This is a genomic window from Hyphomonas sp. CACIAM 19H1 (assembly GCF_003325995.1).
GTDB classification, from domain to species: Bacteria; Pseudomonadota; Alphaproteobacteria; order Caulobacterales; family Hyphomonadaceae; genus Hyphomonas; species Hyphomonas polymorpha.
Genome location: NZ_CP016437.1, coordinates 2,925,604 through 2,950,929, shown reverse-complemented (window position 1 = coordinate 2,950,929; position 25,326 = coordinate 2,925,604). Strand labels below are relative to the sequence as shown.

Genomic DNA, 25,326 nt, shown 5'->3' with positions numbered 1-25,326 from the left:
GATATGGGTTTCCAAGACCTACAAGCCTTCCTTGATCGTGGCGGTCCCGTTCTGATCGTCATCATGGCTGCCACATTCATCATGTGGGCCCTGATCCTGGAAAGGCTGTTTTACTTCCGCTTTGCTCACAAGCAGGTGGCAGCTGAAGCGATCGCCGAGTGGCGCGCGCGGTCGGACCGCAAGTCCGTCCCCGCCCACTGGATCCGCGACAAGCTCGTTTCCGAAGTGCGCGCCAAGGCGGAGGCGAATGTCCAGCTGACGAAAGCAATGGTGGCCCTTGCGCCATTGCTGGGCCTGCTGGGCACAGTGACGGGCATGGTGGCCGTGTTTGATATCATGGCCATCACTTCCGGTGCAGATGCGAAGGCCATGTCGGCCGGTGTGTCGCGCGCCACGATCCCGACCATGGCAGGCATGGTGGCCTCCCTGTCCGGCATCCTGTTCACATCGGGCATGGACCGGCGGGTGAACCGCGCTGTCCAGGCGGTCGAAGATGAGATGGAGATCGGCTGATGCGTGGACGTTCCGCAAGACCTCCCGAGGAGGCCAATGTTGACCTGACGCCCATGCTGGACGTCGTCTTCATCCTCCTCATTTTCTTCATCGTGACGTCGACCTTTGCACGTGAGGAGGCGATCGGCCTTGAGCCGCCGCCGCCGCCGTCTCCTGACCAGGAGCAGCAGCAGACCCAACAGGCGATCCTGATCTTCATTGATGAGTCCAATCTCATCACGGTGAACGGTCGCCCGACGGATATCGGCTCGGTGCGTGCAAATATCGAACGCGTGGTCGCAGAAAATCCGCAAAGTGCGCTTATCATTCAGGCTCACCCCAAAACCCGTAGCGGTATTGTGGTGAAGATCCGTGACGAGGCGTACAATGCGGGCTTCCGCGATCGTGTGAACATCGTCATTTCGCAGACCTAGGAGACCCCAATGGCCAGAAAAAAACGCTTGGCAACGGGTGGGGGCAGCGCCGAGGATGACGTGAACCTGACGCCCATGCTGGACGTCGTGTTCATCCTGCTCATCTTCTTCATCGTGACGGCCCAGTTCATCAAGGAACCGGGTGTGCCGATTGTCCGTCCGGATGTGGATAACAAGGCAGCGGCCAAGCCGCTCGCCATCCTCATCGCGATCGACAAGAACAGTGAAATCTACATCGACAAGCAACGCATCAACCCGAATGAGCTCGGCTTCGTGCTCAAGGAAATGCGCCTCGACAATCCGCGGGGCGAGGTGGTGATCCAGACCGATGTGGACGCTGAGGCGCAGGTAATGGTTGACGTAATGGAAGCCATCAACAAGATTGATGGTGACACCGTCATCAATATCTCCGCGAAAACGTCGGGTTAGGGAGGATCGGGCATGTTCAATAATCCTTTCATGCGTCTGCTGGTCGGGGTGGTTCTCGCGATCCCGATCGTGGTGGTGATCTTCCTGCTTATGAACTCGCTGATTTCGGTCGACGAGATCGAGCTTACCGAAGGTGAAACCCGGACCCTGGCGGCGATCACGCCGCAGAAACAGGACACCGAGGTGCGTACCCGTACACGGACGCCGCCCAAGAAGATCGATGCTGCGCAGAAGCCGCCGCCGCCGCCGAAACAGTCTGCCACGAAGTCGAGCATCAACCTGCCGACTCCGAAGATCGAGGGCGGCGTGCCGCAGAACCTTGATCTTGGCCGGATGAACTCGCTGGCGATCGACCCGGTTGCCGTGTCCGACCGTGACGCGCAGCCGATCCGCCCGCCGACGCCTTCGTTCCCGCAGCGTGCGGCTGAACGTGGCCTCTCGGGCAGCTGCGATGTGCGCTTTGACGTGGATACCCGCGGCAAGCCGTACAACATCGTGGCAACCTGCACCGACAGCGTCTTCAAGTCGGAAGCCGAACGCGCCGTGTCGCGCGTGGAGTTTGCGCCGAAGATCGTTCGCGGCCAGGCGGTTGAGCGCCGGAACGTTGTCTACCCGCTGGAATTCAAGATCCAGTAGGGCCCCCATCGGGTGATGGCTGCTGTTTCAGCGGCAGCCATCAGCCCCTTCGACGGAATTGCCGGTAGGGCTCAGGGGCCGGGCCGGCGATCCATCAGGTCCAGTATGCCGCTTTGGCGGTGAGGAGAAAAAACGATGCAACTCAAGGCAATCCTTAAAGGGGCGATCGTAGCGGGGGCGATGGCAGTCATGGGTGCAGGATCTGCGCTCGCGCAGGCCTGTACGGAGACCACCTTCAGCGCCAAGACGGGCCAGACCTATCTTGAAGCTGAAACCGCAGCGATGGCGAACAAAGACTGGGCGACGGCAATCGCGAAGCTGAACCAGCTGCGCGCCGGCGAGCTCAACTGTTATGAAGAAGGCGCGGTTATCCGCCTTTCTGCCTACATCAAGATCGAACAGGGCGACCGCGCAGGCGCCGTCCGCGATCTTCTGGATGCAATCAACAAGGGCTATATCCCGGCTGATCAGCGCGCCCAGACCTACTACAACATTGCCCAGATCTATCTGCAGGATGAAAACCTGGCTCAGGCGCTCGACTATATGACGCGCTGGATGCAGGCTGGCGGCAAGCCGGACCGGACGCAGAAATGGCAGCTGGCCGTGCTCAACCAGCGCGCCAACAAGAATGCCGAGGCCATCAGATGGGCCGAGGAAGTCCGCCGTGACGATGGCGCCAAGTTCGACCAGCAGCTCTATGACCTGCTCGTCTTCCTGTACAACGACACCGGCAATAAGGCGAAGCTGGCCGAGGTGCTTGAAGCCCTCGTCGAGCGGAACCCGAAAGAGCGCAAATACTGGGATGCAATTGCCGGCAACTACTTTGCTGGTAACGAGGAGCGCAAGGCGTTCGAAGTCCAGAAGGCTATGTATCTCGGCGGTCTCTTGACCACCGAAGACGAAATCATGCGCATTGTGAACTTCTACAACCGCTTCAACGCGCCCTATCACGCTGCCCGCGTGCTCGAGAAGGAAATGAATGCCGGTCGGATCAAGAAGTCGGTTGAGCGCATGTCCCTCCTGGCAGACTTCTACCAGGTGGCCCGTGAGCATGAGAAAGCCATCCCGGTGATCCGTCAGGCCGCTGAAATGGGCGGTGGCGGCGCGATGTATGAGCGTCTCGGCGCTTCCTACAGCGAGCTGCAGAAATGGCCGGAAACCGAAGAGGCGCTCCAGCGCGCACTTCAGCTCGGCGGCGTAAAAGACCGGGGCAATGCCTGGGTCCGGATCGGCCAGTCGCGCTATGAGCGTCGGGATCGTGCCGGTGCCCGCGAAGCCTTCCGTCAGGCCAATAATGCCGGTGGCCGCGGCTGGCTCGCCTTCATGGACTCCGAAGAATACACGCGCGACGCGCTTGTTTGCTTCGAGGTTCAGGCCGCGATGCTCAACGTTCAGAACGAAGAAAAGATCTGCAAGAAGCTCCAGGCCCTTGGCGACAACATGCCGGAAGGCTGTAGAACCGTTGAAAACCGCCTGAAGGCAGCTGAGGCGAAGTTCAACGAAACGCCTGAGTGCAAGCGCGCCGCCCAGCCGGTCTGATCCGGCAGGCGGGCCCTGGCCCCTTGAGCAAGTCTAATGGAAAGCCCCGGCCGTCTGGTCCGGGGCTTTCTGCATCTGGCACCCGGCTTGTCTCCGCCCGTCCGGAAGTGTCCGAACCTGTCCGGATTTGTCCAGAAATGTCCCCCGCCTGTCCGGGCCTGTCCTGCCCAGGGCGCCTGGAATCCTGTCATTTTCCGGAAAAGTCCAATAAAATCAGGAGACCTATCTTCCGCCTCCGGCCAAACAAAAACGCCGGCAGAAAATCTGCCGGCGTTCTGAAAATCTCTGACTGTCTCGAAACAGCTTCCGCGCAGATCAGCTCGGCGGCGAAGAGCTGGAGATGCTGTAAGGGCCAGGCGTAGCGGAGGAGAGCGCAGGCTTGCTCTCATTGGCCGGCGAAGCCGCGACCGGGCCGGTTTCCCGCAGCGGATCATCCGCATGCTTCACCTGGCCTTCAAACACGGCGTTCGACTGGATCTGCAGCGAGGAGTGGACAATGTCCCCCTTCACATGCGCGCCGGTTTCCAGTTCCACCTTGCGCGCGCGGATCGAACCCTTGATCCGGCCCTTGACCTTGACGACTTCGGCTTTCACTTCGCCGGTGATCTGGCCACTGGCGCCGATGGTGATGTCGGTCGCGCTGACATCGCCGTCCACGATCCCGTCAATCTGCAGCGCACCTTCCGAGGTCACCGAGCCGTTGATCTTCATGTCGGCGCAGATGATGGAAGCCGCGCGGGCGGCAGGTTTGGAGGCGGCGCCACGAATGGCATCCTGGGCTGGCACCGGCTTCTGCATCGGTTCGGGCGGTGGAGCCGCCGGCGTTTTGTTATTCTTTGTGAACATGTTTGCCTGCTTTCAGGAACTTCATAGGGTCATAAGGCTTGTCATTGTACCACACTTCGTAATGAAGGTGATCCCCGGTGCTGCGCCCCGTAGAACCCATGCGCCCCACCAGGTCCCCAACTTTTATAACATCGCCCTTCTTCACCGTATACGAGCGAAGGTGGCCGTAACGCGATTTGAAGCCGTGGCCGTGGTCGATCTCGACCAGCAGACCATAACCGCCGCGCGATCCGGCAAAAACAACCGTGCCCGGACCAGATGCCACGATCGGCGCATCCCGGTAGGCGGCAAAATCCGTTCCCCAGTGTGCGGCAGGCCGCTTCGTGAAGGGGTCGACGCGAATGCCGTAAGGGCTTGTATAGCGGAACGGAACGGCGACCGGGATGCCCAGCGGCAGGTCGTTCACGATCCGCTCGTAATGTTTCATCTCGGCGATGCGGGCGCGGGCCTGTGACAGGCGCACCATGAAGGGCTGATCACCGCCAATGGCCGGTTCAGCGGCCGAAGAGGTCAGCGCGCCGATGGAAACCAGAGGGCCGCCAATGCCCGATTGCGGCGCGGCAATCCGGTCGCCGGTGGCCACCTGGGTCAGGTTCAGCACGCCGCGGGCCCGTTCGGCGCGCTCGGCGGCGAGATCTTCCATCTGATTGAACAGCATGTTCATGTCAGACTCGATGGCCTTCGGCGTGCCGCGTGCAGCCGGAACACCGATGGAGGCCAGGGTGAGATAAGCATCGCGCGACTGGCGGCGATCGGCTTCCTCGATGGTGGCTTCGATCAGCAGGGGCGCGCCATCGCCTTCGAGCGCCGACATCTTCATGCCGTCCTCGTCGCGCATCTCGTTCAGCAGTTCTTCCAGCGCGCGCTGTTTCTGCTCGAGTTCGGCGGTTTCCTTGCTGCGTTCTTCAAGCAGGGTGCGCTGCAGCGATTCGCGGGCGCGCAGATCCTGGACCCAGCGTTCATACTTGGCGAGTTCCTTGCCTTCGCCCGTCTGCGGAGTACCCGGCCCGCCGCCCAGCACAAAATTGGCCGTGGCAAACATGGTCCAGCTGGCGAGGGCGGTGACCCCGGCGGCCATCATGGCCTGCTGCCAGGGAGAGATGGAAATGTAGCGGACAGTGCCTCCGCTGCGGTGATAGATCTGGCGTTCCGGAAAAGCGCGGTCGAACGTCGCTTTAAGGTTTGCACTCCACTTCGCCATGCAAGCTACCTGTCAGCTGGAAACTTTTTATGATGACCGCAGAAAAATCTTCCGCAGCGCTCCCATACCCCGCGTTTATACATACCCAATTCGCCTCTTCGCGAAACCCCTTGGGAGCATATTTTTAGGCAATCTTAGCATGATTGGGTAAATCTGCTGTTAACCTGGGCATCTGTTGCAGGAACTACAGCGCCAGCGCCGCCTAACCTGTCAGGGAGTTAATGTTTTCCAGAACATCTTCGGCATGTCCCTTGACGCGCACTTTAGGCCACACACGGATGATCTTGCCATCCGGCCCGATCAGGAAAGTGCGCCGCGCCATGCCCATATACGTCCTTCCGTACATGGATTTTTCCTCCCATGTCCCATAGGCCTCGGAGACCTTCCCGTCCTCGTCGCTGCCCAGTTGAATCGTGAGGGCATGCTTGGCTGCGAACTTTTCATGACGGCTGAGCGGATCGCGGGAAACCCCCAGCACCACCGCGCCGGCCTTCTCGAAGGCCTTTGCGTGCGTGGAAAAATCGATCGCTTCCTGCGTGCATCCGGGCGTGTCGTCCTTGGGATAGAAATACAGCACCAGATACTTGCCTGCATAATCGGCGAGGCGGCGCTTGCCGGCGGTCGTTTCCATCGAGAAAGCGGGGGCTTTGCGCCCTTCCTGCGGTCCTGTGGTCATGCAATGCTCCTATGGTGCCTGAAGTTCACGAAGTTTATAGTCTTATGATGCCTCTGGACCTGCGGCAGAAGAGACTTTCCTGAGGAGCCCGCTATTGGTCCGCCAGACCGCTTCCATTGTGGTTTTCGAGATTCTCGGCGGATTGATTCTGCTGGCCTTCGTGCTGGCGGCGGTGCTGATGCTGCGCCTCGCCAGCGGGCCGATTGATCTGGCTGTTTTCCGGGATGATGTGGAGGAGGCGCTGGCCGATGCGCGGGGTGGGCGCGGCGTTTCCCTCGGCGCGCTGCAGCTGGAATGGTCGCCGCAGGACAGGCGCGTGCAGATCATGGCGCAGGATGTGCGCCTGCTGGACGGCGCCGGGCGTCCCGCCGCCGAGGCGGAAAATGCGGTGATCCAGCTTTCCGGCTCGGCCCTGGTTTTTGGCGGCATTGAAGTGCTGGCCATGGATCTCAGCGATGGCTGGATCGCGATTGACCAGATGTCGGCGCGTCAATGGGCGCTGGCAGGTGATCCGCTGCCGGAGTTTCGGGAAACCCGGCTTCCCGATACGCCGCAGGGCTGGATCGATTATGTCGGCGGGGTTCTTCCTGAATGGCTGCGCGCCTGGCGCGAGGCGCGCGCGAGCATGCGCCTTGAGGCCGCCGGCTTCGAGAATATCGAATTGCGCGTGCGCGATCAGGCAGGTGCGTTGATCGGCACCGTTGAAGATGCCAGCGGGCGCCTGGCGCTGGGCGCTACGGGAATGAATCTCAATTTCAGGGGCAAGGGCCTCGGCGAGGGGCTGCCTGCGGCGATCACCCTGTCGATTGCCAACCCCAATGACACGCGCAGCCTGCGCGCAGAGCTTGCCCTGACGGGCTGGCCCCTCGGTGATTTCGGCGCCCGCCTCGGGCTTGACCGCGAACTCACCGAAGGTCTGCCCTCGGACATAAGCCTAGCTGCGAACCTTTCCGAAGAGACCGGCATTGATGAAGTCACCCTGGTCGCGAAAAGCGGCGAGGGCCGGTTCTCCTTTGACGACCAGGTCTGGCCGGTGCGGGATCTGGATCTCTCGCTGCTCTATGATCGCTCCGAGGACCGGCTCAATCTCAAGGTCGCCTCGCGCGGCGCCGGCCCGTTCAAGGGCACGGCAGATATCGCGCTTGAAAAGGCCCTCACCGGAGAGGGCTTCCGCCCCTTCGTGCTGCAAAGCCCGGCCCTGACGCTCGACCTTACGCCCGTCTTCACCGCGCCGATTGATCTGGCCAGCGTGCGCGCGTCGGGTGAGGCGGATATTGATGCCCTCGCCCTGCGCGCGGCGAAAATGGAATTCGTTTCCGGCGGCGCCAGATTTGACGCTGCCGGCGATCTTGCCCGCACGCCGGATCGCCAGCCCGGAGAGGCTCCGGTGCTCGGCGAGGTAACGCTGTCTGTTCCCGGGCCGATGCAGGTACCGACCGTTCTGAATTTCTGGCCCGCCAAGCTCGGCGAAGGTGCGCGCAACTTTACGGCAGAGCGCATCGAGACGGGCACAGTCTTCGATGCTGCCGGCCGCATCACGCTGGCCCGCGACAGCCTGCCGGGCGGTTATCTGAAGGACGATCATCTGGAGGTCACCTTCCGCGTGGAAGACGCCAGGGTGCGCTTTCTGGATGATCTGCCTGCGGTGGAAAATGCCTATGGCCAGGGGCGCCTGACTGGCAACAGCTTCCGCGTGCAGCTCAGCCAGGGGCGCTTCGCCGGATGGACCCTTGCCGAGGGCCTGGTGGATTTTCCGGCCTTCACGCCGCGCGGCGAGGATTTTCGCGTCTTCGCCAAGGGGCGCGGGCCCGCCCTGAACATGATGAAGGCGCTTGTCGACTCGCGCCTGGAAATAGATTTCGATCCGGCGCGCATGTCGGGCGACGGGGATCTCACCTTCGAGATGTTCCGCCCCGCTCTCAACGATGTGCCGTATGAGGATGTTCGGTTCACCGCCATCGGCACTGTGCGCAATGCGGGTCTGAAAAACGCCGCGCTCGGCTTTGATCTCGCCAGTGGGACAATGGATGTAAAGGTCGATCAGGCGGGCGCCGAGCTTACCGGCGCGGCCCGCCTGGGCCCGTCGCCCGTCACCTTCCGCTGGTATGAAGGCTTCACTGATGAGGGCGCCCCGGCAGACCTCACCGCCACCGGCACCGTCTCGGCAGATTTCCTCAACCGCTTCGGCATTCTCGGCCGGGCCTACATGACCGGCGAAGCCCCCATAGATGTCACCGCAAAGCTGGACGGGGAAACACTTGTTACCTCGAATATCAGCGTCGACCTTTCGTCGGCGCGCCTCGATATGTCCGAGATCGGATGGGTCAAACCGGCCGGCACCGCGGCCCGCGCCGATGTCAGCATTTCCCAGAAGGGAGAGCTTTCCGCCTCGCGGGTGACCTTCATCAGCCCGACCGCGCGGCTGGATGGGGATTTTACCCTTGGCGCCGATTCCAAACTGATTTCGGCAAACCTGCGGGAAGCCTTCTTCCGCAATGTCGCCGAAGTGTCCGGCGCGGTGCAGCGCGAACCGGGCGACCGGCTGACCGTCACGCTGCGCGGCAAATATCTTGATGCCTCCGGCATCATTCCGGGGCTGGGCGGCATGGCGGGCGCGGCCGGCGCAGAGCCTGCCGAAGGCACCCCGCTGACCATCATTGCAGAAGTTGACCGTCTCACCCTGCGCGAGGGGCTCGATCTGCGCCAGGCGAAACTTCGCGCCGTCACCGGCACGCGCGGCCTGCAATCGCTGGAGGCGAGCGGCCTGGCCCTCGGCGGCGCCCCGCTCAGCGCCAAACTCTCCGCCGGCGGATCAGCGCCGATCCGGATTGATGTTTCCTCCGGCGACGCGGGCTTCATCGCCAGCGCCTTCCTGGGCGCAGACTTCATCACGGGCGGGGAAATGGCCCTCTCCGGCACGCTGGAGACAGCCGCCGCGCCGGCAGACCTGCTGCTGCAGATTTCCAATGCGCGGATGAGCAATGCGCCTTTCCTGACGCAGATCCTCTCGCTCGCCTCCCTGCGCGGCCTTGCCGACACGCTGAGCGGGGAGGGCGTGATGTTCTCCCGTATCGACATTCCGATGAAAGTGCAGGGCGGGCGCTATGTCGTCACCGGCGCCAAGGCGCAGGGGCCCGCCCTCGGCCTCACCGCGAACGGTTATATCGACATGACCAGCCAGGCCATCGAGATCGACGGTGTTCTGGTACCCAGCTTTGGCGTCAACTCCGCCCTCGGAGGAATTCCCATCATCGGCGATCTCGTCGTCGGCCGCGATGGCGAGGGCATCTTCTCGCTGACCTATTCCGTGCGCGGCACGCTGGAAAAAGCCAACGTCTCGGTAAACCCGCTCTCTGCGCTCGCCCCCGGCGTCATCCGCCGTGTCTTCGAAAACCCGTCCGACACGAAGATCCCCGAAGCGATCCCTCGCGCCCCGGACCAGGCCCTGCCGCCGGAACTTCCCCCGCTGAAGGAAGAAGAGTTCTAGGCGGGGCTTACCCCGCCTTCACCAGCGCGTGCCGCTTCTTGCCGGCTGAGAGCTTGATCGCCCCGTCCTGCAGGTCAGCCAACGAGACCTTGGCATTGGGATCAGACACCAGTTCGTCATTGACGCGGATCGCGCCCTGTTCGATCAGACGCCGCGCCTCGCCGTTGGACTTTGAAAGCCCCGCTGCCGTGCAGGCGGCGGCCACCAGCATCCCCGCCTCAAGCTCCGCCTGCGGAACAAGCGCTGTCGGCAGCGCATCGGCAGATGCTCCACCCGCAAAAACAGCCTTCGCCGCCGCCTCAGATTCCTTCGCCGCCGCTTCCCCATGCAGCAGGGCCGTCGCTGCATTGGCGAGCGCAATCTTCGCGTCGTTGATCTCCGCGCCCTGCAGCGCTTCCAGCCGCTCGATCTCTTCCCGCCCAAGGTCGGTGAAGAGGCGCAGGAACTTGCCCACGTCCGCATCTTCCGTGTTGCGCCAGAACTGCCAGTATTCATACGGGCTCCTGCGGTCAGCGTTCAGCCATACGGCTCCGCCCACGGTCTTGCCCATCTTCACGCCGGAAGAGGTGGTGACGAGGTGCGCGGTCACGCCAAAGGCTTCCCCGCCTTCCGCCTTGTGAACAAGGTCCACGCCGCCCACGATATTGCCCCACTGGTCCGACCCGCCAAGTTGCATCCGGCAGCCATAGCGCCGGTAAAGCTCAAGGAAGTCATAAGACTGCATCAGGAGGTAGTTGAATTCGAGGAAGGTGTAGGGCTGCTCGGCCTCCAGCCGGCGGCGCACAGTGTCCTGCTTCACCATCGTGTTTATGGTGAAGTAGACACCGATGGCGCGCAGCATCTCAAGATAGCCAAGCTGCCCCAGCCAGTCATTGTTGTTGACCATGATGGCGTCATTGGCCCCGTCGCCAAAGCGCAGGAACGGCTCGAACGCGGTCTTGATGCCCGCAATGTTGGCCTCGATCTGCTCATCGGTCAGCAGCGGGCGGGATTTCTCCTTGTCCGTCGGATCGCCCACCTTGGTGGTGCCCCCGCCCATCAGGGTGATCGGCTTGCCGCCATGGCGCTGGAAGATGCGCAGCATCATGATCGTCATCAGATGGCCCACATGCAGGCTGTCTGCGGTGGCGTCATAGCCCACATAAGCGACCGGAGTTCCCTGGGCACAATAGGCATCGAGCTCAGCCTTGTGAGTCGTGTCCTTGATGAAGCCGCGCCAGCTCAGCTCGCGCAGGAATTCCGACTTGAAATCGCTCATATTCTCGTGTCTCCGATGAGATGCGCGCGCCTAGCATAGAAAGGGCCAGCCTTGAACACCGGTCTTGCAAATTCAGGTCCCGTCTGGGTCGCAGGCTTCATGTCCGGCACCTCGCTGGATGCGGTCGATGCCGCCATGATCCTGACAGATGGCGAGGATGTGCTGGAATTTGGCCCCGTTGCGGAGCGCAAATACACAGCCGAAGAGCGCGCCGTCCTGCAGGCCGCCACGGATGCTGCCCGCGCCTGGAACTGGCAGGGCCCGCGCCCCGAAGCACTTTTCGCCGCCGCCTGCGAGACAATCACGAAAACCCATGCCGATGCCTGGGCGATGATGACCGGGCAGGCAGGCGCGCCCCGGCCCGTCCTCGCCGGTGTCCACGGCCAAACGGTGCTGCATCGCCGCGCGCGCCCCGGCCAGCCCGGCGCCACGCTCCAGCTGATTGAGGCGCCTTCGCTGCAGGCCGCGCTCGGCGTGCCGCTCGCCTATGATTTCCGCTCCGCCGATGTCGCCGCTGGCGGGCAGGGCGCGCCGCTTGCCCCGGCCTATCACGCCGCCCTGATGCGCCGCCTCGGCGGGGAGCCGGCCGTGGTCCTCAATCTCGGCGGCGTCGCCAACATCACGGCGCGCACGGCGGATGGCGCGCTGATCGCCTTTGACACCGGCCCCGCCAATGGCCCCATCGATGAATGGGTCGAAGGCCACGGCAAGGGCACGCATGATGTTGGCGGCAGGCTCGCCGCTGCGGGCCGCGTGCATGAGGGCCTGCTGACCCAGCTTCTCGCCCATGACTGGTTTGAGGAGCCCCCGCCCAAATCGCTCGACCGGTATGATTTCAACGCCTCCATGGCGCGCGGGCTTTCTCTGGAGGATGGCGCAGCCACACTGACCGAATTTTCCGCCGCCGCTGTCGCCGCCGGTATTCGTCAGCTCCCGGAGGTTCCCGCCCGCCTCATCGCCTGCGGCGGTGGGCGGCACAATCCGTCCTTCATGGCCGCGCTCGCCCGCCAATGCCCCTGCACCGTGCTCACCGCAGAGCAGGCCGGCTGGCGCGGCGACTCAATAGAGGCCGAAGCCTTCGCTCTGCTCGCCGCCCGCACAGCGCGCGGCCTCCCCCTCAGCTGGCCCGGCACCACCGGCGTCCCCGCCCCGCAGACCGGCGGCGCGATGATCGGTTGACGAAGCCCCTCACTTCCCATTGCGCCCTCTCACGGAACAGCCAGGCTGGATGCAACTCGCCCCTCTCCCTCCGGGAGAGGAGGGGCCCGCGCCCGGACGGCGTGGGAGGTGAGGGCCTTCCCGCCCTATCCAACCCATCCCGCTGGCGACGGACCTAAAATTTTCATATATTTCAATCCATTACAAGAAATATCCGCAATCCTTGTCCACCCCCTCGCGTGCCGGGCGTATCCTTGGTGGATGTTCAGTCTTGCCCGCCTCAGAAAAGAACCTGCGCTCGCGCGATATTTCGCGTTCGTGCATCCCTTCTTCTGGCCGGTGCTGATCTGGCAGCTCGCGCGCGCAGTGGAAGAAGTGCGCGCCGCCGGGCGCAGCCGCGCCATGCTGCGCGTGATGTGGTGGGGCGGCGTGCACATCGAATATCTCGGCGACGCCGCGCCCAACCCCTCCGCCTACAGACCAGTTGAGCCCACACGAAAGCCGTGGAGCGATCCCTGCTGGTCCAGCGCCGTTCCGGCGATCTTCAACGCTGATGAGTCGCACACCCTTTTCTTTCCCCGCATTTGCGGGGGCTTCGAGGGAAAAGCGTTTGCACTGCAAACGCCCCGAGAAGGAATGAAGGGGGCCTGCGCCCGCGCCGCACGCCCCGACACGTCCTAGCTTTCCGTAACCGCCGAACCCAGCTCAAAATCCCCGGCCAGCGCCCGCTGCGTCCGGCCCTTCGTGCTGTGTGAAACTCTATGTCGCTGTCCGCAGCCGGCAAAGATGCCTAAAGCCGTTCCATCACCGCGCTCATCAACGGCCCGATATCCGTGTTCAGCACAAGATCGGCATACGGATCGAGGTCTGTTTCCTCGCGGTTGACGATGGCAAGCCGTGAGCCGGCCTTCTTCGCCACAACCGGCAAGCCCGCCGCCGGATAGACTACCAGCGAGGAACCGAGCACGAGGAACAGGTCTGCCAGCAGCGCTTCTTCGGTCGCCCGTTCCATTTCCGCTTCCGGCATCGCCTGGCCGAAGGAGATGGTCGCGGATTTCACAAGGCCGGTGCAGAACATGCAGGTGATGTCTTCATCCGCTTCCCAGCGGTGGCGCAGCGCCTCAAACTCGTAGCGCTTCCCGCATTGCAGGCATTTGGCATAGCTCGCATTGCCGTGCACCTCGATCACCTTGTCCGCCGGCACGCCGGAGGCCTGGTGCAGGTTGTCCACATTCTGCGTGATGACGCTGGTAACCTTGCCCGCCTCCACCAGCTTGGCCACAGCATAATGCCCGGCGTTCGGTTCCGCCCCGGTCCAGCCGGCAGTCTTGTTGAACACGCGTGTCCAGGCTTCCCGCCGCGCATCGCGCGAGGCGACGAAATCCTGAAACATGATCGGCTTCATCTTGCTCCACACCCCGCCAGGCGAGCGGAAGTCGGGAATGCCGCTTTCGGTCGAAATGCCCGCGCCGGTGAACACCACCACGCGCTCGGCAACCTGGATCATATGGGCGAGATTTTTGGCGTCAGTTTCGGTCATGCCCCCGAAACTATACGGGATTTGCGCGGCCTTCTAGCGGAACATGCCTTCGCGCAGATTGATGCCATGCTCCACCCACGCCTTCAGGCAGCACAGCATGTGCATCCATCCGCCCTTGTTGCCGAGGGCGGATTTCAGCCCCTCAGGCGTTTGCCGCCAGCCTTCCTCGGCAATCGTCACCAGCGTGCGGCCATCCTCCAGCGCTTCAAACCGCATCGTTACCTGCGTGCGATAGGGGCCTTCTTCGCCGCCGGGCTCTGCGGCCGTATCGCCTGCATCCCAATGCAGGATGATACGCTTGTTCTTTTCAACTTCGGCCACATATACCGGAAACGCGCCGGGAAAATCGGCAAAGTCCCAAGTCACCGTCGCCCCCGTTTCCAGCCGCCCTTTGGCGCCGCCGGTTGTGAAATAGCCGGATAGTTTTTCCGGGTTCACCACCGCCTCGAACACCTCGTCGACTGGCCGCGCAATCCGTCCGCTCACCTCGAATTTCAGATCCATGGCAGGGCCTCCGGTCTTGATCTTTGCACCATCATGTTATAAAAACATAACATGTCAAGCAGCAAGACCGCCCCTCGCCGCGAAACGCAGGAAGATCTCGTCTTCAAGGCGCTCGCCGCGCCCGTGCGCCGGGCCATCCTTGATGCGCTGAAGGATAATCCGCAGACCACAACAGAGCTCTGCGCCCGCTTTCCGGAGATCGACCGCTGCACCGTGATGCAGCATCTCAAAGTGTTGGAAGGCGCTGATCTGGTGATTGCGCACAAGGTAGGCCGGGTGCGCTGGAACCATCTCAACGCGCTGCCGATCAAGACCATCCATGACCGCTGGATTGGCCCGCACGCTGCCGGCGCGGCCGACAAGCTCGCCCGGCTGAAAGCAGGGCTGGAACGCGGCTAGACCACCGTGCCGACAGCCCCGCCGATCAGGCCGGTCACAAGCATTGCCGCAGCCCCCCAGAACACGACGCGGACAACCGCCCGGCGCTTCTTCGCCCCGCCTGCCTTCGCCGACAGCCAGCCCAGAATGGCCAGCGCCAGCAGCGAAACGGCCGCCACCACTGGGGTGACCGTCCCCGAGGGCGCCAGCGCCGCTGCGATCAGCGGCAGGATGGCACCGGCCGAAAAGCTCGCTGCCGAACTCCAGGCCGCTTGAATGGGGTTGGCGCTCGCCACTTCCGTCAGCCCGATCTCGTCGCGCGCATGGGCGCTCAGCGCGTCATATCGGGTCAGCTGCTCGGCCACGGCCCGGGCGGTCACCGGCTCCACGCCCCGGTCGATATAGATCTGCGTCAGTTCATCGAGTTCTTCCTCGGGGAATTTGTGCAGGGCCAGCCGTTCTATCTCCAGATCGGCCTTTTCCGTATCGGCCTGCGAGCTGACCGAGACAAACTCTCCTGCTGCCATCGACATTGCCCCGGCCACCAGACCCGCAATCCCCGCCACCAGAATATCGGAAGGCGAGGCGGCAGCCGACGCCACCCCAATCATCAGGCTGGCGGTGGAGACGATCCCGTCATTGGCGCCCAGCACGGAGGCGCGCAACCAGCCGGTGCGCTGGCTGTAATGGTGCTCCTTGGGCAAATAAGGGTCGGGCATTGGGCGCTCCACCGGAACAGGGGCTGTAGCAACCGGAAAAAACGGTGCAAAAACGGGCAGGTAAGGTCAGGTTAACCCGCACTTGCGCACGTGGCCACACACCGTTACGCCTTTGCAGGCTGGCAATAGCAATAAGGGGACACCCGAATGAACGTCTTTCTAATCGTGCTCGCGATCGTGGTGGCTGTCATTGGCGCCATCATCCTGATCTATAACGGCCTCGTCATGAAACGGCAGCGGGTCAACCAGGCCTTCGCGGATGTGGATGTGCAGCTCAAGCAGCGCCAGAACCTGATCCCAAACCTCGTGGAAACGGTGAAGGGCTATGCCGCCCATGAGCAGGCGACCTTCCAGCAGGTGATCGCCGCGCGCAACGCCGCCCAGGCGGCCAATACAGCGGGCGAAATGGCCAAGGCCGAAGGCGTGCTCAGCCAGGCGCTCGGCAAGCTCTTTGCCCTCGCCGAAGCCTATCCGGACCTCAAGGCCAACACCAACTTCCTGCAGCTGCAGCAGCAGCTCTCCTCGATCGAGGACAAGCTGGCCGCCGCCCGCCGGTTCTACAACTCGGCCGTCCAGGACTATAACACCGCCCGCGAACAGTTCCCCGGCTCGATCATCGCCGGCAGCTTCAATTTTGAACCGCGCGAATTCTTCGATGTTGGTGTTGAAGGCCGCGCATCGATGGACGAGCCGCCAAAGGTCGCCTTCTGAGGGCCTCGCCGGACGGGACTGCCCGCGCTATCCTGATCCGGTAGCCAGGGAGGGGAGGCCCCATGTCCATCATTCGTTATCTTCCGGTTGCGGCGGGCTTCATGCTCGCCGCTTGCGCATCCACCACCGACACGCCCACCGTCCGCTGGAGCGCGGCGGCCTGGAACGGCCTGGCCGCGCAGACCATCGGTACGGAGAATTACAGCTTCTTCGCCGCCCCGCTGGACGGGCAGGGTTTCAAGCTGAAGCTGACGCTGACCACAGACGGAATGTTCCGCATTCAGGAAGAAGGCGAAAGCACGCTGCCGGAGGAACTGCGCGCCGCCGCCGAGCAGGCCGCGCCCGAAGGCTGCCGCCTAGCCTCGCTGGAGGTGGCGCCCGATGGCAGCGCCGAAGCGGCCTATGATTGCCAAACTTAAATGTTGGCAGGCATGGACAGCGCCGGGGCGCCAAGCTCAGAATGCGGAATATCTTTATTCAGGGGTGGTGCCGCGTGATGCGCTATATGATTGTTGCAGCTTCCGCTTTGCTGGTGGCCTGTTCTCCGTCTGCGCCAGGACAGAAGGCAGAGGAGGGCGAAACCCTTCAGGCAGAACTGACATCTCCCGTTGAAGCCGCCGAAGACGCAGACGCCGCCGCGCCGCTGCTGGACCCCACGGCGCTGGACTTCTCCCGCATGGCCCTTGCCATGCGCATTCCCACCGCCTTCCAGGCGCGCGAAGAAGGCGCCCGGCTGCAGATCAATGTCACCAATGAACGCCTCGGCGTAAATGTGGCCGAGGAGTTTCCCCTTGTTCAAACGAGCGAGGTGACCAGCCCTTTTTTGGCGTCAGAGGCGCGGGAGGGTTACAGGATATGGACCTATGGAACGCGGCCGGAAGATGGGCCTCTGTTGCAGGCGATCAGCGCCGAGCTTGCCCGCCTGAAGCGCGAAGCGCCTGGGGAGAATGAGCTGAGCTTCGGCGCGGTCGCGCCCGGCTGCTGGAACGAGACAAGCCAGACCCCGGAAAGCCTGCGCCGCACGCTCTACATCCGCGTCACACCGGAGGCAGACTTTGAGCTGTTCGTGCCGGAACAGGAAGTCGGCAAGGGCGAGTTGCCCGGCCTGGAAAGCTTCTGGGGCGCCTGCGATTCTTAAGCGGTCTGACGCGCCGGCTGCGCCGCAAACCACGGCTCCAGCCGCGCCAGCGCTTCCTCGATCTCCGGCGTTGAGAGCGCGAAGGAGAAGCGCATGAAACGCCCGCCATCGACAGGATCGAAATCTACCCCCGGCGCGGTCGCCACGCCGGTCTCCTCCAGCAGTTTCAGGCAGAAGCCCAGGCTGTCATCGGTGAAGCGCGAAACGTCCGCATAGATATAAAACGCGCCATCGGGCGGGGCGATATTGTCGAGGCCCAGACGCGGCAGCGCTTCCAGCAGCAGCGCGCGGTTCTTCCGGTAAACGGCCAGATGCCCTTCAAGCTCGTCCCGGCTGTCCATGGTAATCAGCCCGGCATGCTGGGCCAGCGATGGCGCGGTGAGGAACAGGTTACCGATATAGGCATTCGTCCGCGCCACACCTTCTTCGGGCGACACGAGCCAGCCCAGCCGCCAGCCCGCCATCGAGAAGTATTTTGAGAAGCTGTTGACGACATAGGCGCCGGGCGCAAATTCCAGCATCGAATGGATCTTCGGACCATAGGAAAGGCCATGATAGATCTCGTCGGAAATGATCCGTATGCCCCGGCGCTGGCAGACTTCAGCAATCGCGGCGAGTTCCTCTTTCGGAATGATGGTGCCGGTGGGGTTGGCCGGGCTCGCAATGATCACGCCCTGGGGCGCAGGCTCCAGCGCATCGAGCGCGGCGGCTGACAGCTGGAAGCGCACCTCCGGCCCGCAGGCGATCTCCACCGGCTCGAGGTTCAGCGCGCGCACCGTGTTGCGATAGGCCACATAGCCCGGCCGCGCCATCGCGATGCGGTCGCCCGGGTTGAAGGCTGTTGAAAGCGCCAGAACCAGCGCGGGCGAGGCGCCGCAGGTGATCACCATCCGGCGGGGGCTGAGCTCCACGCCAAAGCCCTCACGGTAATGCCGGCAGATGCGCTCTTTCAGGGGAAGGCTTTCCCAATAGCCCATCGCTTCGCTGTCGAGCACATGGTGAGCCGCCGCAATCGCGCCCTTGGGCGCACCGGTGGAGGGCTGGCCAAATTCCATATGCAGAATGCGCTGCCCGGCGGCTTTCAGTTCGTGTGCGCGGCGGCTGATCGCGATTGCCTGAAATGGCGCAATATTCTGTCCCATCGGGAACCTCTGTGTTCGTGATTACTTCGCCGCCAGCGCCGGCAGCCATGTGGCCAGCGCCGGCATCGACGCCACCATTGCCAGCAGAATGACCTGCAGTCCAATGAAGGGCAGCGCCCCTTGCCAGATCTGCATCGTGGAGACTTCCGGCGGCGCGGCCCCGCGCAGATAGAAGAGGGCAAAGCCGAAGGGCGGCGTCAGGAAGCTCGTCTGCAGGTTCACCGCCATCAGGATGCCCAGCCACACCGGATCACAGCCCAGCAGGATCAGCGGCGGCGCCACCAGCGGCACCACCACGAACACGATCTCGATGAAGTCCAAGAAGAAGCCGAGGATGAACATCACCAGCATGGCGGCGGCCAGCGCGCCCCATTTCCCGCCGGGTACATTGTGCAGGATGTCATGCACCAGATCGTCCCCATCGAAGCCGCGGAAGACGAGGCTGAAGAGAGACGCGCCGATCAGGATCAGGAACACCATGGAGGTGATGTGGGCGGAGCTTTTCAGTGCGGGCCCGAGCTGTTTCACTCGGCGCAGCACCAGCAGCCCGGCCACCAGCGATGCGAGAATGGCAAAGGCCGCCAGCACGGTGATCGCCATGCCGATGAAATCCGCCCCGCTATGGCCACCCGAAGCGGTGCGCAGGTCGAGCGTGTTCCGCAGCACGATGATCAGGAGGATGCCGGCAAGGCCTGCCAGCATCACCGGCATCAGGCGGCTCTGCGCCTCCCGTGCCAGGCGCATGCCCGCGAGCAGGATGGCGCCGCCCGCGCCGATGGCGGCCGCTTCGGTGGGCGGGGCAACGCCGCCCAGGATCGAGCCGAGCACGGCGACGATCAGTGCCAGCGGCGCGCCCAGGCCAAGGGCCACATCGCGGAAGGTAAGCGGCGCGGTGCCTTCAATCACCTCGGCCGGCGGGCAGGAGGCGGGCCGGAAGACCGCCATGATGGCAATCCACAACAGGTAAAGCGCCACCAGGATCAGGCCGGGGATCAAGGCTCCGGCGAAAAGATCGCCCACTGAGACAACCGCTGATCCGCCCCCGGAGCGAAGCGCGGCCTGGCTGGCTGCATTCGAGATGGCGTCCGCCAGAAGGATCAGCACGATGGAGGGCGGAATGATCTGGCCGAGTGTGCCGGAGGCGGCAATCGTGCCGGTGGCGAGGCGCGGGTCATAGCCCTGCCGCAGCATCGAGGGCAGGGCGATCAGCGTCATGGTGATCACGGTGGCGCCGACGATACCGGTCGAGGCCGCCAGCAGCGTGCCCACCAGCACCACGGCAATGCCGAGGCCGCCGCGCATCTTGCCGAGCAGGCGGCTGGCGATGCCCAGGAGATCTTCGGCCACACGCGAGCGCTCGAGGATCACGCCCATGATGACGAAGAGCGGCACGGCCACCAGCGTCTGGCTCTGCATGATCGAGCTGCCTTCGATGCGGCTCGGGAAGGCTTTGAGGAAGGTGTCGGGGAACACGCCGGTGGCAATGCCGATCAGCGCAAAGATCAGCGCCACCCCGCCCAGGGTCAGCGCTACGGGATAGCCCGCCAGCAGCGCGCCGATGGCCACCACGAACATCGAGATGGCAAGGATCGCCTCAAGCTCCATGGCCGCCTCCTTCTGCTGCCAGCTGCTCCGGCGTTTCCGGCGGGAGGGCGCCGGTATTGCGCAGGGCGGCCTTGATCGCTTCGGAAAGCCCCTGCGCCATCAGTAGCACTGCAAAGACCGGCACCAGCGTCTTGAACAGGAAGAAGATCGGCAGACCGTCAGACTCGCGCGAGCCTTCCAGCAGCAGCCAGGCGCGGGCAAGACCTGCCTCGCTCGTCATCAGGATGCGGACGCAGATGGGGAAGAGGAACAGGTAGATGCCGGCTAGCTCGATCCAGTTGCGTCCCGTCTCGCCAAAGCGCGGGCGCAGGATGTCCACACGCACATGCGCCCCGTCACGCAGGGCTGCGGCAGCGCCTAGCATGAACATGGCGGCAAAGCTGTAGGTTGTGATCTCGTTCAACCAGCTGAAGGAGAGGGCGAAGGTGTAGCGCAGGATCACCACTGCGAGCATCGAGAAGACGAGCAGCAGGCTGGCGGCAATCGTCGCGCCAAGAGCTGCGCCGGTGATCTTGTCGATCAGACGGCTGAGCTTCAGCGCAAACCCGTCAACCAGGCGCGGCGCGCTCAGCGCAATCAGCGGCACCAGGAACAGCGGCAGGCTGATCAGGCCCAGCCATTTCAGTCCCGTGCCGATATGCAGGAAGATGCCTGTGTCCATGCCCGCCCCGGCGCCCTTACTTGCCGAGCGCCCGGGCGGTGTAATACACCCCGTCCGAAACCCCGGCCCAGCCGCGCATCAGCTTCAGGGATTTCTCGAAGCTCTCATAGATGCGCTTCTCGACGCCGCTGCGCCCGGCAGAGGCGCGCACATCATAGGCTGCTTCCGACATCCGCTTGACGACATCTTCGGGGAAGGATCGCATCTGGACGTTATGCTGGTTCACCAGCAGGTCGAGATGGACGGAGTTCTGATAGGTGAATTCGCCCAGCGTCTCATGGTTCACCGCTTCGCAGGCGGCCTTGAAGATCGCCTGCTCGCTGGCCGTGAGGCTGTCCCAGACGCCGCGATTGATGCCAACGGCAAGGCTGGCGCCTGGTTCATGGAAACCTGGGCCGTAATAGAAGGGTGCCTCGCGGTGAAAGCCGAGGGAGTAATCGTTCCACGGGCCCACCCATTCGGCCGCATCAATCGCGCCGGTCTGGAGGGCCTGATAGATCTCGCCGCCCGCCAGCGCGATGGAGGCCCCGCCAAGCGCGCGCAGCACTTCGCCGCCTTGCCCCGGAATGCGCATGCGCAGACCCGCCATATCCCTCAGGGAGCGGATTTCCTTGCGGAACCAGCCGCCCATCTGGTGGCCGGTATTGGCGCCCTGGATGCATTTGATGCCGAACTGGCCGGAAAGCTCGTCCCAGAGTTCCTGCCCCCCGCCAAAGTCGATCCAGCCCATGATCTCCTGGGCCGTCATCCCGAAGGGCACAGCCGTGAAGAAGGGAAAGCCGGTGGACTTCGCCGTCCAGTAATATTCGGCGCCGTGATACATATCCGCCGAACCATTGGCGACGGCATCGAAGGATTCAAACGGCGGCACGAGTTCGCCCGCGGCAAACACCTTCACCTCGATCAGCCCATCGGTCATGTCGCTGATACGCTGGGCCACGCGCTCGGCGGCGGTGCCCAGGCCGGGCAGGCCCTTGGGCCAGGTGGTGACCATGTTGAAACGGCGCCGGTTGCGGCTGATGGCCGGTGTTGCCAGCACGGCGCCGGCTGTTGGCGTCGAGAAGGTGGCGGCCGCGCCGGCCACACCCAGTGCGCCTGCGCCGATCAGGTTACGGCGGTTGATCATCAATGCCCTCCCCACGCGGCATGGGTCTCTTTGGCGCGTTTGCGCCATCGGTCCGTTTTGCCGGCGAAAAACTAGTCGTCGTCTCTCAAGGGCCGCCAGCGGTCGCCGTCAAGCACTTCCAGCGGTTTGTAGCGCCGTTTGTAGTCCATCTTCGGGCTGCCCTTCACCCAGTAGCCCAGATAGAGGTGCGGCAGGCCGAGGTCGTGCGCGTGCAGGATGTGGTCGAGGATCAGATAGTGGCCAAGGCTGCGGCTGGCCTTCGACGGGTCAAAGAAGGTGTAGACCATCGACAGCCCATCGCGCAGCACATCGGTGATGGCGGCGGCCACCAGCGGCGCGTCCGGTTCCGGCCCTTCGCGATATTCGAAAATCAGGCTTTGCACCGGGCTGCCGCCGACCATGGCGACATAATCCCGGTAGGTCATGTCCGACATGCCGCCATTGTCATGGCGCGTCGTGACATAGGTTTTCAGCAGGCGGAACTGCTCGCGGGTTGCCTGCGCGGCAACCGGGCGGCGCACCAGCGTCTCGTTGCGCGCGATCACCCGCCGGTCATTGCGGCTGAGCTCGAAATCCCGCGTCGCCACCCGCACGCTCTTGCACGCATTGCAGCGCGCGCAGGCTGGCCGGTAGGCAATCGACTGGCTGCGGCGGAAACCGGACTGGCTGAGCACGTTATGCACAGCGTCTGCTTCCGGAATGGCGAGGTTGGTGAAGGCTTTGCGTTCCTTCCTGTCAGGCAGATAGGGGCAGGGGCTGGGGTTCGTGACGTAGAACCTCAGCGACCGCTCAAGGCCCGCCAGCAGAAGATGTGGATCCGAAAACTTCATTGCCGCTGACGATACACCGGCGCGCCGATACGCCAAGTGGCGTTTTCGGGGCAGAGGGCCGGGCGCAGCAAAAATGGCGCAGGGTTGTGCCCTGCTGGTGACAGTCTAGTCGGCCAGATGGACCTGCAGGCTGATGCGGCGGTTGGCGGCCAGGTGGGGCTGGCCGGCGCTGAGGGGGCGGGTGTCGGCATAGCCGGTGACGCCCACGACCCGCTCTGTCCCGAAACCGGACGCTTCAAGCAGCCGGCGGGCCTCATTGGCCCGGGCCGAGGAAAGTTCCCAGTTGGAGCTGGCCGTGCCCGCCATCGAGAAGGCGTCGGTATGGCCTTCGATGGAAACGGTATAGGGCAGGGCCGCAAGACTTGCGCCCGCCGCGCGGATCAGGGCGGCGCCGGTTTCCGTCAGCGCGCCGCTGCCGGTTTCGAACAGGGGCCGGTCGGCGGTATCCACAAGCTCTATCCGCACGCCTTGCGCATCGGCAGACAGCTGCACACTGTCACCGGCCGCCTTCAGGCTTTCAGAGAGTTCCAGCATCGCCAGCAGGCGGGCCGCGTCTGACAGCGCCTCGCTGGCCGTCACCGAGACGGTAGCCGGTTTACCGGTAAATTCCGAAGCGATCACCGCGCGGTCTTCTTTCGAGACCCCGCTGATCAGCCACATGAGCAGAAAGAACGCGACCAGGGCCGTCAGGAAGTCGGCATAGGCCAGCTTCCAGGTGCCCGTTTTACGGGTAGGCATAACGGGCCTTCTGCCCGTCTGCCGCCGTGAGGTCGTGGCATATGCCATTGCTCTTTTGCGTCCAATCCTTCTGATGGATGACGCTGGTGTATCAGGTCGTGGTGAAAGCCACGCTTCGCCGAGGGGTGGGATTTCTATGAAATTCGCTCTAATTAGCCCGTAATTCAGCAGGAGAGAGCAATGGCGCGCACCGCATTTCTGGGCCTCGGGGTCATGGGTTTCCACATGGCTGGCCATCTGGCGCGGGCAGGCCATCAGGTCACCGTCTGGAACCGCACGCCCGCCAAGGCCGCTGCCTGGACCGCTGCCCACAAGGGCAAGAGCGCGGCAGACCCCGCCTCTGCCGTGTTCGGCGCCGAATATGTGCTGATGTGCCTGGGCGATGATCCCGATGTACGCGCGGTGTTTGACGGCTTTGAGCCAAGCCTGGGCGCGGGCATGACTGTCATCGACCACACCACGGCCTCCGCCTCCCTCGCCCGCGAACTGGCCGAGCGCTGCCGTGCCAAGGGCGCCCATTTCATTGACGCGCCGGTTTCGGGCGGCGAGGCGGGCGCCATCAATGGCAAGCTCACCATCATGTGCGGCGGCGAGGAAGATGCCTTCGCCAAGGCAGAGCCGGTGATGGCCGCCTTTGCCCGGGCCACCACGCTGATCGGCGAGAGCGGCGCGGGCCAGCTTGCCAAATCCGTCAACCAGATCTGCATCGCCGGCATCGTCCAGGGCCTCGCCGAGGCACTCCACTTTGCCGGCAAGGCGGGGCTGGACGCAGAGAAGGTGATCGCGGCGATCTCCGGCGGCGCGGCCCAGAGCTGGCAGATGGAAAACCGCTGGAAGACGATGACGGACGGCAAGTTCGATTTCGGTTTTGCGGTCGACTGGATGCGCAAGGACCTCCGCATCACGCTGGACGCTGCCCGTGAGAATGGCGCAAGTCTTCCGCTCACGGCGCAAGTGGATCAGTACTATGCCGATGTGCAGGCGATGGGCGGCAACCGCTGGGATACCTCCAGCCTGATCGCCCGGCTGGACCGGAAGCCTGACTGATGGGGATCTGCCGCGTCGATATTCACATCCCGTCTGATGGCGAAGCCTATGACACGGCGATACGGATCATCAAGGCATCAGACCCGATCGACTATCTGGTGCTTCAGCCGGAACAGAAAGACCGCCGCCTGATCCAGGTGATCATGCGGGACGGCCCGGTTCAGGCCATGCTCGACAATCTTCAGTCCCTGCTCGAACACCGCTCCGGCTGGCGCGTCACCGTTGCCGATCTGGATGTGACCATTCCCAAGCTGCCCGAGCCGAAAGACGAGAAGAAAATCGCCCGCCAGCAGCACACCCGCGAGGAACTCTACGTTCAGGTTTCCAGCAATGCGAAACTCAACCGGGACTTCATCGTCATGGTGGTGCTCTCCACCATCGTGGCGGCGATCGGGCTTGTCTCGGATGGGGTTGCCGCCGTGATCGGCGCCATGGTGATCGCGCCGCTGCTCGGCCCGATCATTGGCCTGGCGATGGGCGCTGCGCTGGGCGAGCTCGCGCTGCTGCGCCGGGGCATCCTCACATTGTTTGCGGGCATCGCCATCGCGCTCGGCGTTTCGCTGGCGCTGGCTTTGGTGCTGCCGCCCAACTGGGAAAGCCGGGAACTCATGTCCCGCGCGGAAGTGCGGCTGGACGGTTTGGCGCTTGCCATGGCGGCAGGTGGCGCAGCGGCGCTCTCGGTGACGCGGGGCGCTTCCTCGGCGCTGGTGGGCGTGATGGTGGCCGCCGCGCTGCTGCCACCGGGCGCAGCGTTCGGCCTCTTCCTTGGCTATGGCGAATGGCAACTCGCCCTGCGCGCGGCGCTGCTGCTCAGCCTGAATGTGGCGGCGCTGATCCTGTCGGCGCTGATTGTCTTCCGCCTGCGCAAGATCCGTCCCCGGACATGGATAGAGCAGCAACATGCCAATCGCGCCGTCTGGCTGAACGCGATCCTGTCAGGCCTCTTCCTTTTGATTGCCATCGCGCTCATACTGCTGCTGGATCTTGGGAGCGCCGTCGAACTCGGCGCCTGAGACGCCAGGGGGGAAGAC

27 protein-coding genes are annotated in these 25,326 nt (G+C 63.6%); 14 read left to right on the top strand and 13 right to left on the bottom strand.

The annotated features are described in order from the left end of the window. The first annotated feature begins 3 nt into the window (after positions 1-3). The 5 genes from BBF93_RS13690 (at position 4) to BBF93_RS13670 (ending at position 3,530) form a co-directional block, all read left to right on the top strand. Positions 4-513: a MotA/TolQ/ExbB proton channel family protein gene (locus tag BBF93_RS13690; RefSeq protein ID WP_035599743.1), complete on the top strand. Its 510-nt coding sequence runs from the start codon at positions 4-6 to the stop codon at positions 511-513. Further along, entirely contained in the window at positions 513-926 is a 414-nt protein-coding gene (locus BBF93_RS13685; protein WP_035599741.1) for a biopolymer transporter ExbD, read from the top strand. The genes BBF93_RS13690 and BBF93_RS13685 overlap by 1 nt, the downstream gene beginning before the upstream one ends. Before the next feature lie 9 nt (positions 927-935). After that, entirely contained in the window at positions 936-1,355 is a 420-nt protein-coding gene (locus tag BBF93_RS13680; RefSeq protein ID WP_035599740.1) for a biopolymer transporter ExbD, read from the top strand. Positions 1,356-1,367: 12 nt separating this feature from the next. Continuing rightward, entirely contained in the window at positions 1,368-1,991 is a 624-nt protein-coding gene (locus BBF93_RS13675) for a TonB family protein (RefSeq protein WP_233349133.1), read from the top strand. Between the two features lie 135 nt (positions 1,992-2,126). Continuing rightward, positions 2,127-3,530 (top strand): hypothetical protein, encoded by a 1,404-nt coding sequence (locus tag BBF93_RS13670; RefSeq protein ID WP_035599736.1) that lies wholly within the window; start codon positions 2,127-2,129, stop codon positions 3,528-3,530. 315 nt (positions 3,531-3,845) lie between these two features. Here the strand turns inward: BBF93_RS13670 and BBF93_RS13665 are convergent, their stop codons facing one another. The 3 genes from BBF93_RS13665 to BBF93_RS13655 form a co-directional block, all read right to left on the bottom strand. Continuing rightward, positions 3,846-4,376 (bottom strand): polymer-forming cytoskeletal protein, encoded by a 531-nt coding sequence (locus BBF93_RS13665; RefSeq protein WP_035599735.1) that lies wholly within the window; start codon positions 4,374-4,376, stop codon positions 3,846-3,848. Then, on the bottom strand, positions 4,360-5,577 hold the full coding sequence (locus tag BBF93_RS13660) for a peptidoglycan DD-metalloendopeptidase family protein (protein ID WP_035599734.1): 1,218 nt from the start codon (positions 5,575-5,577) through the stop codon (positions 4,360-4,362). Before BBF93_RS13660 ends, BBF93_RS13665 begins: the two co-directional genes overlap by 17 nt. A gap of 202 nt (positions 5,578-5,779) precedes the next feature. Continuing rightward, a complete protein-coding gene (locus tag BBF93_RS13655) occupies positions 5,780-6,253 on the bottom strand; it encodes a peroxiredoxin (RefSeq protein WP_114106293.1) in 474 nt (157 codons plus the stop codon). Positions 6,254-6,347: 94 nt separating this feature from the next. On the opposite strand from BBF93_RS13655, the gene BBF93_RS13650 reads away from it, so the two are divergent. Next, a complete protein-coding gene (locus BBF93_RS13650; RefSeq protein WP_114106292.1) occupies positions 6,348-9,740 on the top strand; it encodes an AsmA-like C-terminal domain-containing protein in 3,393 nt (1,130 codons plus the stop codon). A gap of 7 nt (positions 9,741-9,747) precedes the next feature. On the opposite strand, the gene tyrS is transcribed toward BBF93_RS13650, so the two are convergent. After that, complete coding sequence (gene tyrS / locus BBF93_RS13645) at positions 9,748-10,998, bottom strand: tyrosine--tRNA ligase (RefSeq protein WP_114106291.1); 1,251 nt, start codon at positions 10,996-10,998, stop codon at positions 9,748-9,750. Positions 10,999-11,049: 51 nt separating this feature from the next. Between tyrS and BBF93_RS13640 the strand changes: the two genes are divergently transcribed. Both BBF93_RS13640 and BBF93_RS13635 read left to right on the top strand, forming a co-directional pair. Beyond that, entirely contained in the window at positions 11,050-12,177 is a 1,128-nt protein-coding gene (locus tag BBF93_RS13640; RefSeq protein ID WP_114106289.1) for an anhydro-N-acetylmuramic acid kinase, read from the top strand. A gap of 240 nt (positions 12,178-12,417) precedes the next feature. Next, the gene (locus BBF93_RS13635) at positions 12,418-12,837 is read left to right on the top strand and encodes a hypothetical protein (RefSeq protein WP_114106288.1); all 420 of its coding nucleotides are present in this window, start codon (positions 12,418-12,420) and stop codon (positions 12,835-12,837) included. 109 nt (positions 12,838-12,946) lie between these two features. Here the strand turns inward: BBF93_RS13635 and BBF93_RS13630 are convergent, their stop codons facing one another. Continuing rightward, positions 12,947-13,696, bottom strand: coding sequence for a Sir2 family NAD-dependent protein deacetylase (locus tag BBF93_RS13630; protein WP_035599723.1), 750 nt, complete (start codon positions 13,694-13,696; stop codon positions 12,947-12,949). 33 nt (positions 13,697-13,729) lie between these two features. Beyond that, the gene (locus tag BBF93_RS13625) at positions 13,730-14,200 is read right to left on the bottom strand and encodes an SRPBCC family protein (protein WP_035599721.1); all 471 of its coding nucleotides are present in this window, start codon (positions 14,198-14,200) and stop codon (positions 13,730-13,732) included. 51 nt (positions 14,201-14,251) lie between these two features. Here BBF93_RS13625 and BBF93_RS13620 point away from each other — a divergent pair, with 51 nt between their 5' ends. Then, on the top strand, positions 14,252-14,599 hold the full coding sequence (locus BBF93_RS13620) for a helix-turn-helix transcriptional regulator (RefSeq protein ID WP_035599718.1): 348 nt from the start codon (positions 14,252-14,254) through the stop codon (positions 14,597-14,599). Here the strand turns inward: BBF93_RS13620 and BBF93_RS13615 are convergent. Continuing rightward, a complete protein-coding gene (locus tag BBF93_RS13615) occupies positions 14,596-15,297 on the bottom strand; it encodes a VIT family protein (RefSeq protein WP_035599716.1) in 702 nt (233 codons plus the stop codon). The genes BBF93_RS13620 and BBF93_RS13615 overlap by 4 nt on opposite strands. 147 nt (positions 15,298-15,444) lie before the next feature. On the opposite strand from BBF93_RS13615, the gene BBF93_RS13610 reads away from it, so the two are divergent. From BBF93_RS13610 to BBF93_RS13600, 3 genes are all read left to right on the top strand, one after another. Beyond that, a complete protein-coding gene (locus BBF93_RS13610; protein ID WP_035599714.1) occupies positions 15,445-16,008 on the top strand; it encodes a LemA family protein in 564 nt (187 codons plus the stop codon). Between the two features lie 62 nt (positions 16,009-16,070). Beyond that, complete coding sequence (locus BBF93_RS13605) at positions 16,071-16,427, top strand: hypothetical protein (protein ID WP_114106287.1); 357 nt, start codon at positions 16,071-16,073, stop codon at positions 16,425-16,427. An 86-nt stretch (positions 16,428-16,513) separates the two neighbouring features. Beyond that, the gene (locus BBF93_RS13600) at positions 16,514-17,146 is read left to right on the top strand and encodes a hypothetical protein (RefSeq protein ID WP_162786571.1); all 633 of its coding nucleotides are present in this window, start codon (positions 16,514-16,516) and stop codon (positions 17,144-17,146) included. Here BBF93_RS13600 and BBF93_RS13595 read toward each other — a convergent pair. The 6 genes from BBF93_RS13595 to BBF93_RS13570 all read right to left on the bottom strand — a co-directional run bounded on the left by BBF93_RS13595 (position 17,143) and on the right by BBF93_RS13570 (position 23,248). Further along, positions 17,143-18,288, bottom strand: coding sequence for a pyridoxal phosphate-dependent aminotransferase (locus tag BBF93_RS13595; protein ID WP_114106285.1), 1,146 nt, complete (start codon positions 18,286-18,288; stop codon positions 17,143-17,145). The genes BBF93_RS13600 and BBF93_RS13595 overlap by 4 nt on opposite strands. 21 nt (positions 18,289-18,309) lie before the next feature. Continuing rightward, positions 18,310-19,893: a TRAP transporter large permease subunit gene (locus BBF93_RS13590; protein WP_114106284.1), complete on the bottom strand. Its 1,584-nt coding sequence runs from the start codon at positions 19,891-19,893 to the stop codon at positions 18,310-18,312. Beyond that, entirely contained in the window at positions 19,883-20,554 is a 672-nt protein-coding gene (locus BBF93_RS13585) for a TRAP transporter small permease subunit (RefSeq protein ID WP_114106283.1), read from the bottom strand. Before BBF93_RS13585 ends, BBF93_RS13590 begins: the two co-directional genes overlap by 11 nt. A 16-nt stretch (positions 20,555-20,570) precedes the next feature. Then, complete coding sequence (locus BBF93_RS13580; protein ID WP_114106281.1) at positions 20,571-21,680, bottom strand: TRAP transporter substrate-binding protein; 1,110 nt, start codon at positions 21,678-21,680, stop codon at positions 20,571-20,573. A gap of 71 nt (positions 21,681-21,751) precedes the next feature. Beyond that, a complete protein-coding gene (locus BBF93_RS13575; protein ID WP_114106280.1) occupies positions 21,752-22,510 on the bottom strand; it encodes an arginyltransferase in 759 nt (252 codons plus the stop codon). A gap of 105 nt (positions 22,511-22,615) precedes the next feature. Then, entirely contained in the window at positions 22,616-23,248 is a 633-nt protein-coding gene (locus BBF93_RS13570) for a flagellar motor protein MotB (RefSeq protein ID WP_035599692.1), read from the bottom strand. A 180-nt stretch (positions 23,249-23,428) separates the two neighbouring features. Between BBF93_RS13570 and BBF93_RS13565 the strand changes: the two genes are divergently transcribed. Continuing rightward, positions 23,429-24,295 (top strand): NAD(P)-dependent oxidoreductase, encoded by an 867-nt coding sequence (locus tag BBF93_RS13565; RefSeq protein ID WP_035599688.1) that lies wholly within the window; start codon positions 23,429-23,431, stop codon positions 24,293-24,295. Then, on the top strand, positions 24,295-25,308 hold the full coding sequence (locus BBF93_RS13560) for a TIGR00341 family protein (RefSeq protein WP_114106278.1): 1,014 nt from the start codon (positions 24,295-24,297) through the stop codon (positions 25,306-25,308). Before BBF93_RS13565 ends, BBF93_RS13560 begins: the two co-directional genes overlap by 1 nt. Positions 25,309-25,326: the final 18 nt, after the last annotated feature.

Coding starts and splice junctions, on each gene's coding strand:
- BBF93_RS13690 (WP_035599743.1), top strand. CDS start 4: ATGGGTTTCCAAGACCTACAAGCCTTCCTTGATCGTGGCGGTCCCGTT.
- BBF93_RS13685 (WP_035599741.1), top strand. CDS start 513: ATGCGTGGACGTTCCGCAAGACCTCCCGAGGAGGCCAATGTTGACCTG.
- BBF93_RS13680 (WP_035599740.1), top strand. CDS start 936: ATGGCCAGAAAAAAACGCTTGGCAACGGGTGGGGGCAGCGCCGAGGAT.
- BBF93_RS13675 (WP_233349133.1), top strand. CDS start 1,368: ATGTTCAATAATCCTTTCATGCGTCTGCTGGTCGGGGTGGTTCTCGCG.
- BBF93_RS13670 (WP_035599736.1), top strand. CDS start 2,127: ATGCAACTCAAGGCAATCCTTAAAGGGGCGATCGTAGCGGGGGCGATG.
- BBF93_RS13665 (WP_035599735.1), bottom strand. CDS start 4,376: ATGTTCACAAAGAATAACAAAACGCCGGCGGCTCCACCGCCCGAACCG.
- BBF93_RS13660 (WP_035599734.1), bottom strand. CDS start 5,577: ATGGCGAAGTGGAGTGCAAACCTTAAAGCGACGTTCGACCGCGCTTTT.
- BBF93_RS13655 (WP_114106293.1), bottom strand. CDS start 6,253: ATGACCACAGGACCGCAGGAAGGGCGCAAAGCCCCCGCTTTCTCGATG.
- tyrS (WP_114106291.1), bottom strand. CDS start 10,998: ATGAGCGATTTCAAGTCGGAATTCCTGCGCGAGCTGAGCTGGCGCGGC.
- BBF93_RS13635 (WP_114106288.1), top strand. CDS start 12,418: ATGTTCAGTCTTGCCCGCCTCAGAAAAGAACCTGCGCTCGCGCGATAT.
- BBF93_RS13630 (WP_035599723.1), bottom strand. CDS start 13,696: ATGACCGAAACTGACGCCAAAAATCTCGCCCATATGATCCAGGTTGCC.
- BBF93_RS13625 (WP_035599721.1), bottom strand. CDS start 14,200: ATGGATCTGAAATTCGAGGTGAGCGGACGGATTGCGCGGCCAGTCGAC.
- BBF93_RS13620 (WP_035599718.1), top strand. CDS start 14,252: ATGTCAAGCAGCAAGACCGCCCCTCGCCGCGAAACGCAGGAAGATCTC.
- BBF93_RS13615 (WP_035599716.1), bottom strand. CDS start 15,297: ATGCCCGACCCTTATTTGCCCAAGGAGCACCATTACAGCCAGCGCACC.
- BBF93_RS13610 (WP_035599714.1), top strand. CDS start 15,445: ATGAACGTCTTTCTAATCGTGCTCGCGATCGTGGTGGCTGTCATTGGC.
- BBF93_RS13605 (WP_114106287.1), top strand. CDS start 16,071: ATGTCCATCATTCGTTATCTTCCGGTTGCGGCGGGCTTCATGCTCGCC.
- BBF93_RS13600 (WP_162786571.1), top strand. CDS start 16,514: ATGATTGTTGCAGCTTCCGCTTTGCTGGTGGCCTGTTCTCCGTCTGCG.
- BBF93_RS13595 (WP_114106285.1), bottom strand. CDS start 18,288: ATGGGACAGAATATTGCGCCATTTCAGGCAATCGCGATCAGCCGCCGC.
- BBF93_RS13590 (WP_114106284.1), bottom strand. CDS start 19,893: ATGGAGCTTGAGGCGATCCTTGCCATCTCGATGTTCGTGGTGGCCATC.
- BBF93_RS13585 (WP_114106283.1), bottom strand. CDS start 20,554: ATGGACACAGGCATCTTCCTGCATATCGGCACGGGACTGAAATGGCTG.
- BBF93_RS13580 (WP_114106281.1), bottom strand. CDS start 21,680: ATGATCAACCGCCGTAACCTGATCGGCGCAGGCGCACTGGGTGTGGCC.
- BBF93_RS13575 (WP_114106280.1), bottom strand. CDS start 22,510: ATGAAGTTTTCGGATCCACATCTTCTGCTGGCGGGCCTTGAGCGGTCG.
- BBF93_RS13570 (WP_035599692.1), bottom strand. CDS start 23,248: ATGCCTACCCGTAAAACGGGCACCTGGAAGCTGGCCTATGCCGACTTC.
- BBF93_RS13565 (WP_035599688.1), top strand. CDS start 23,429: ATGGCGCGCACCGCATTTCTGGGCCTCGGGGTCATGGGTTTCCACATG.
- BBF93_RS13560 (WP_114106278.1), top strand. CDS start 24,295: ATGGGGATCTGCCGCGTCGATATTCACATCCCGTCTGATGGCGAAGCC.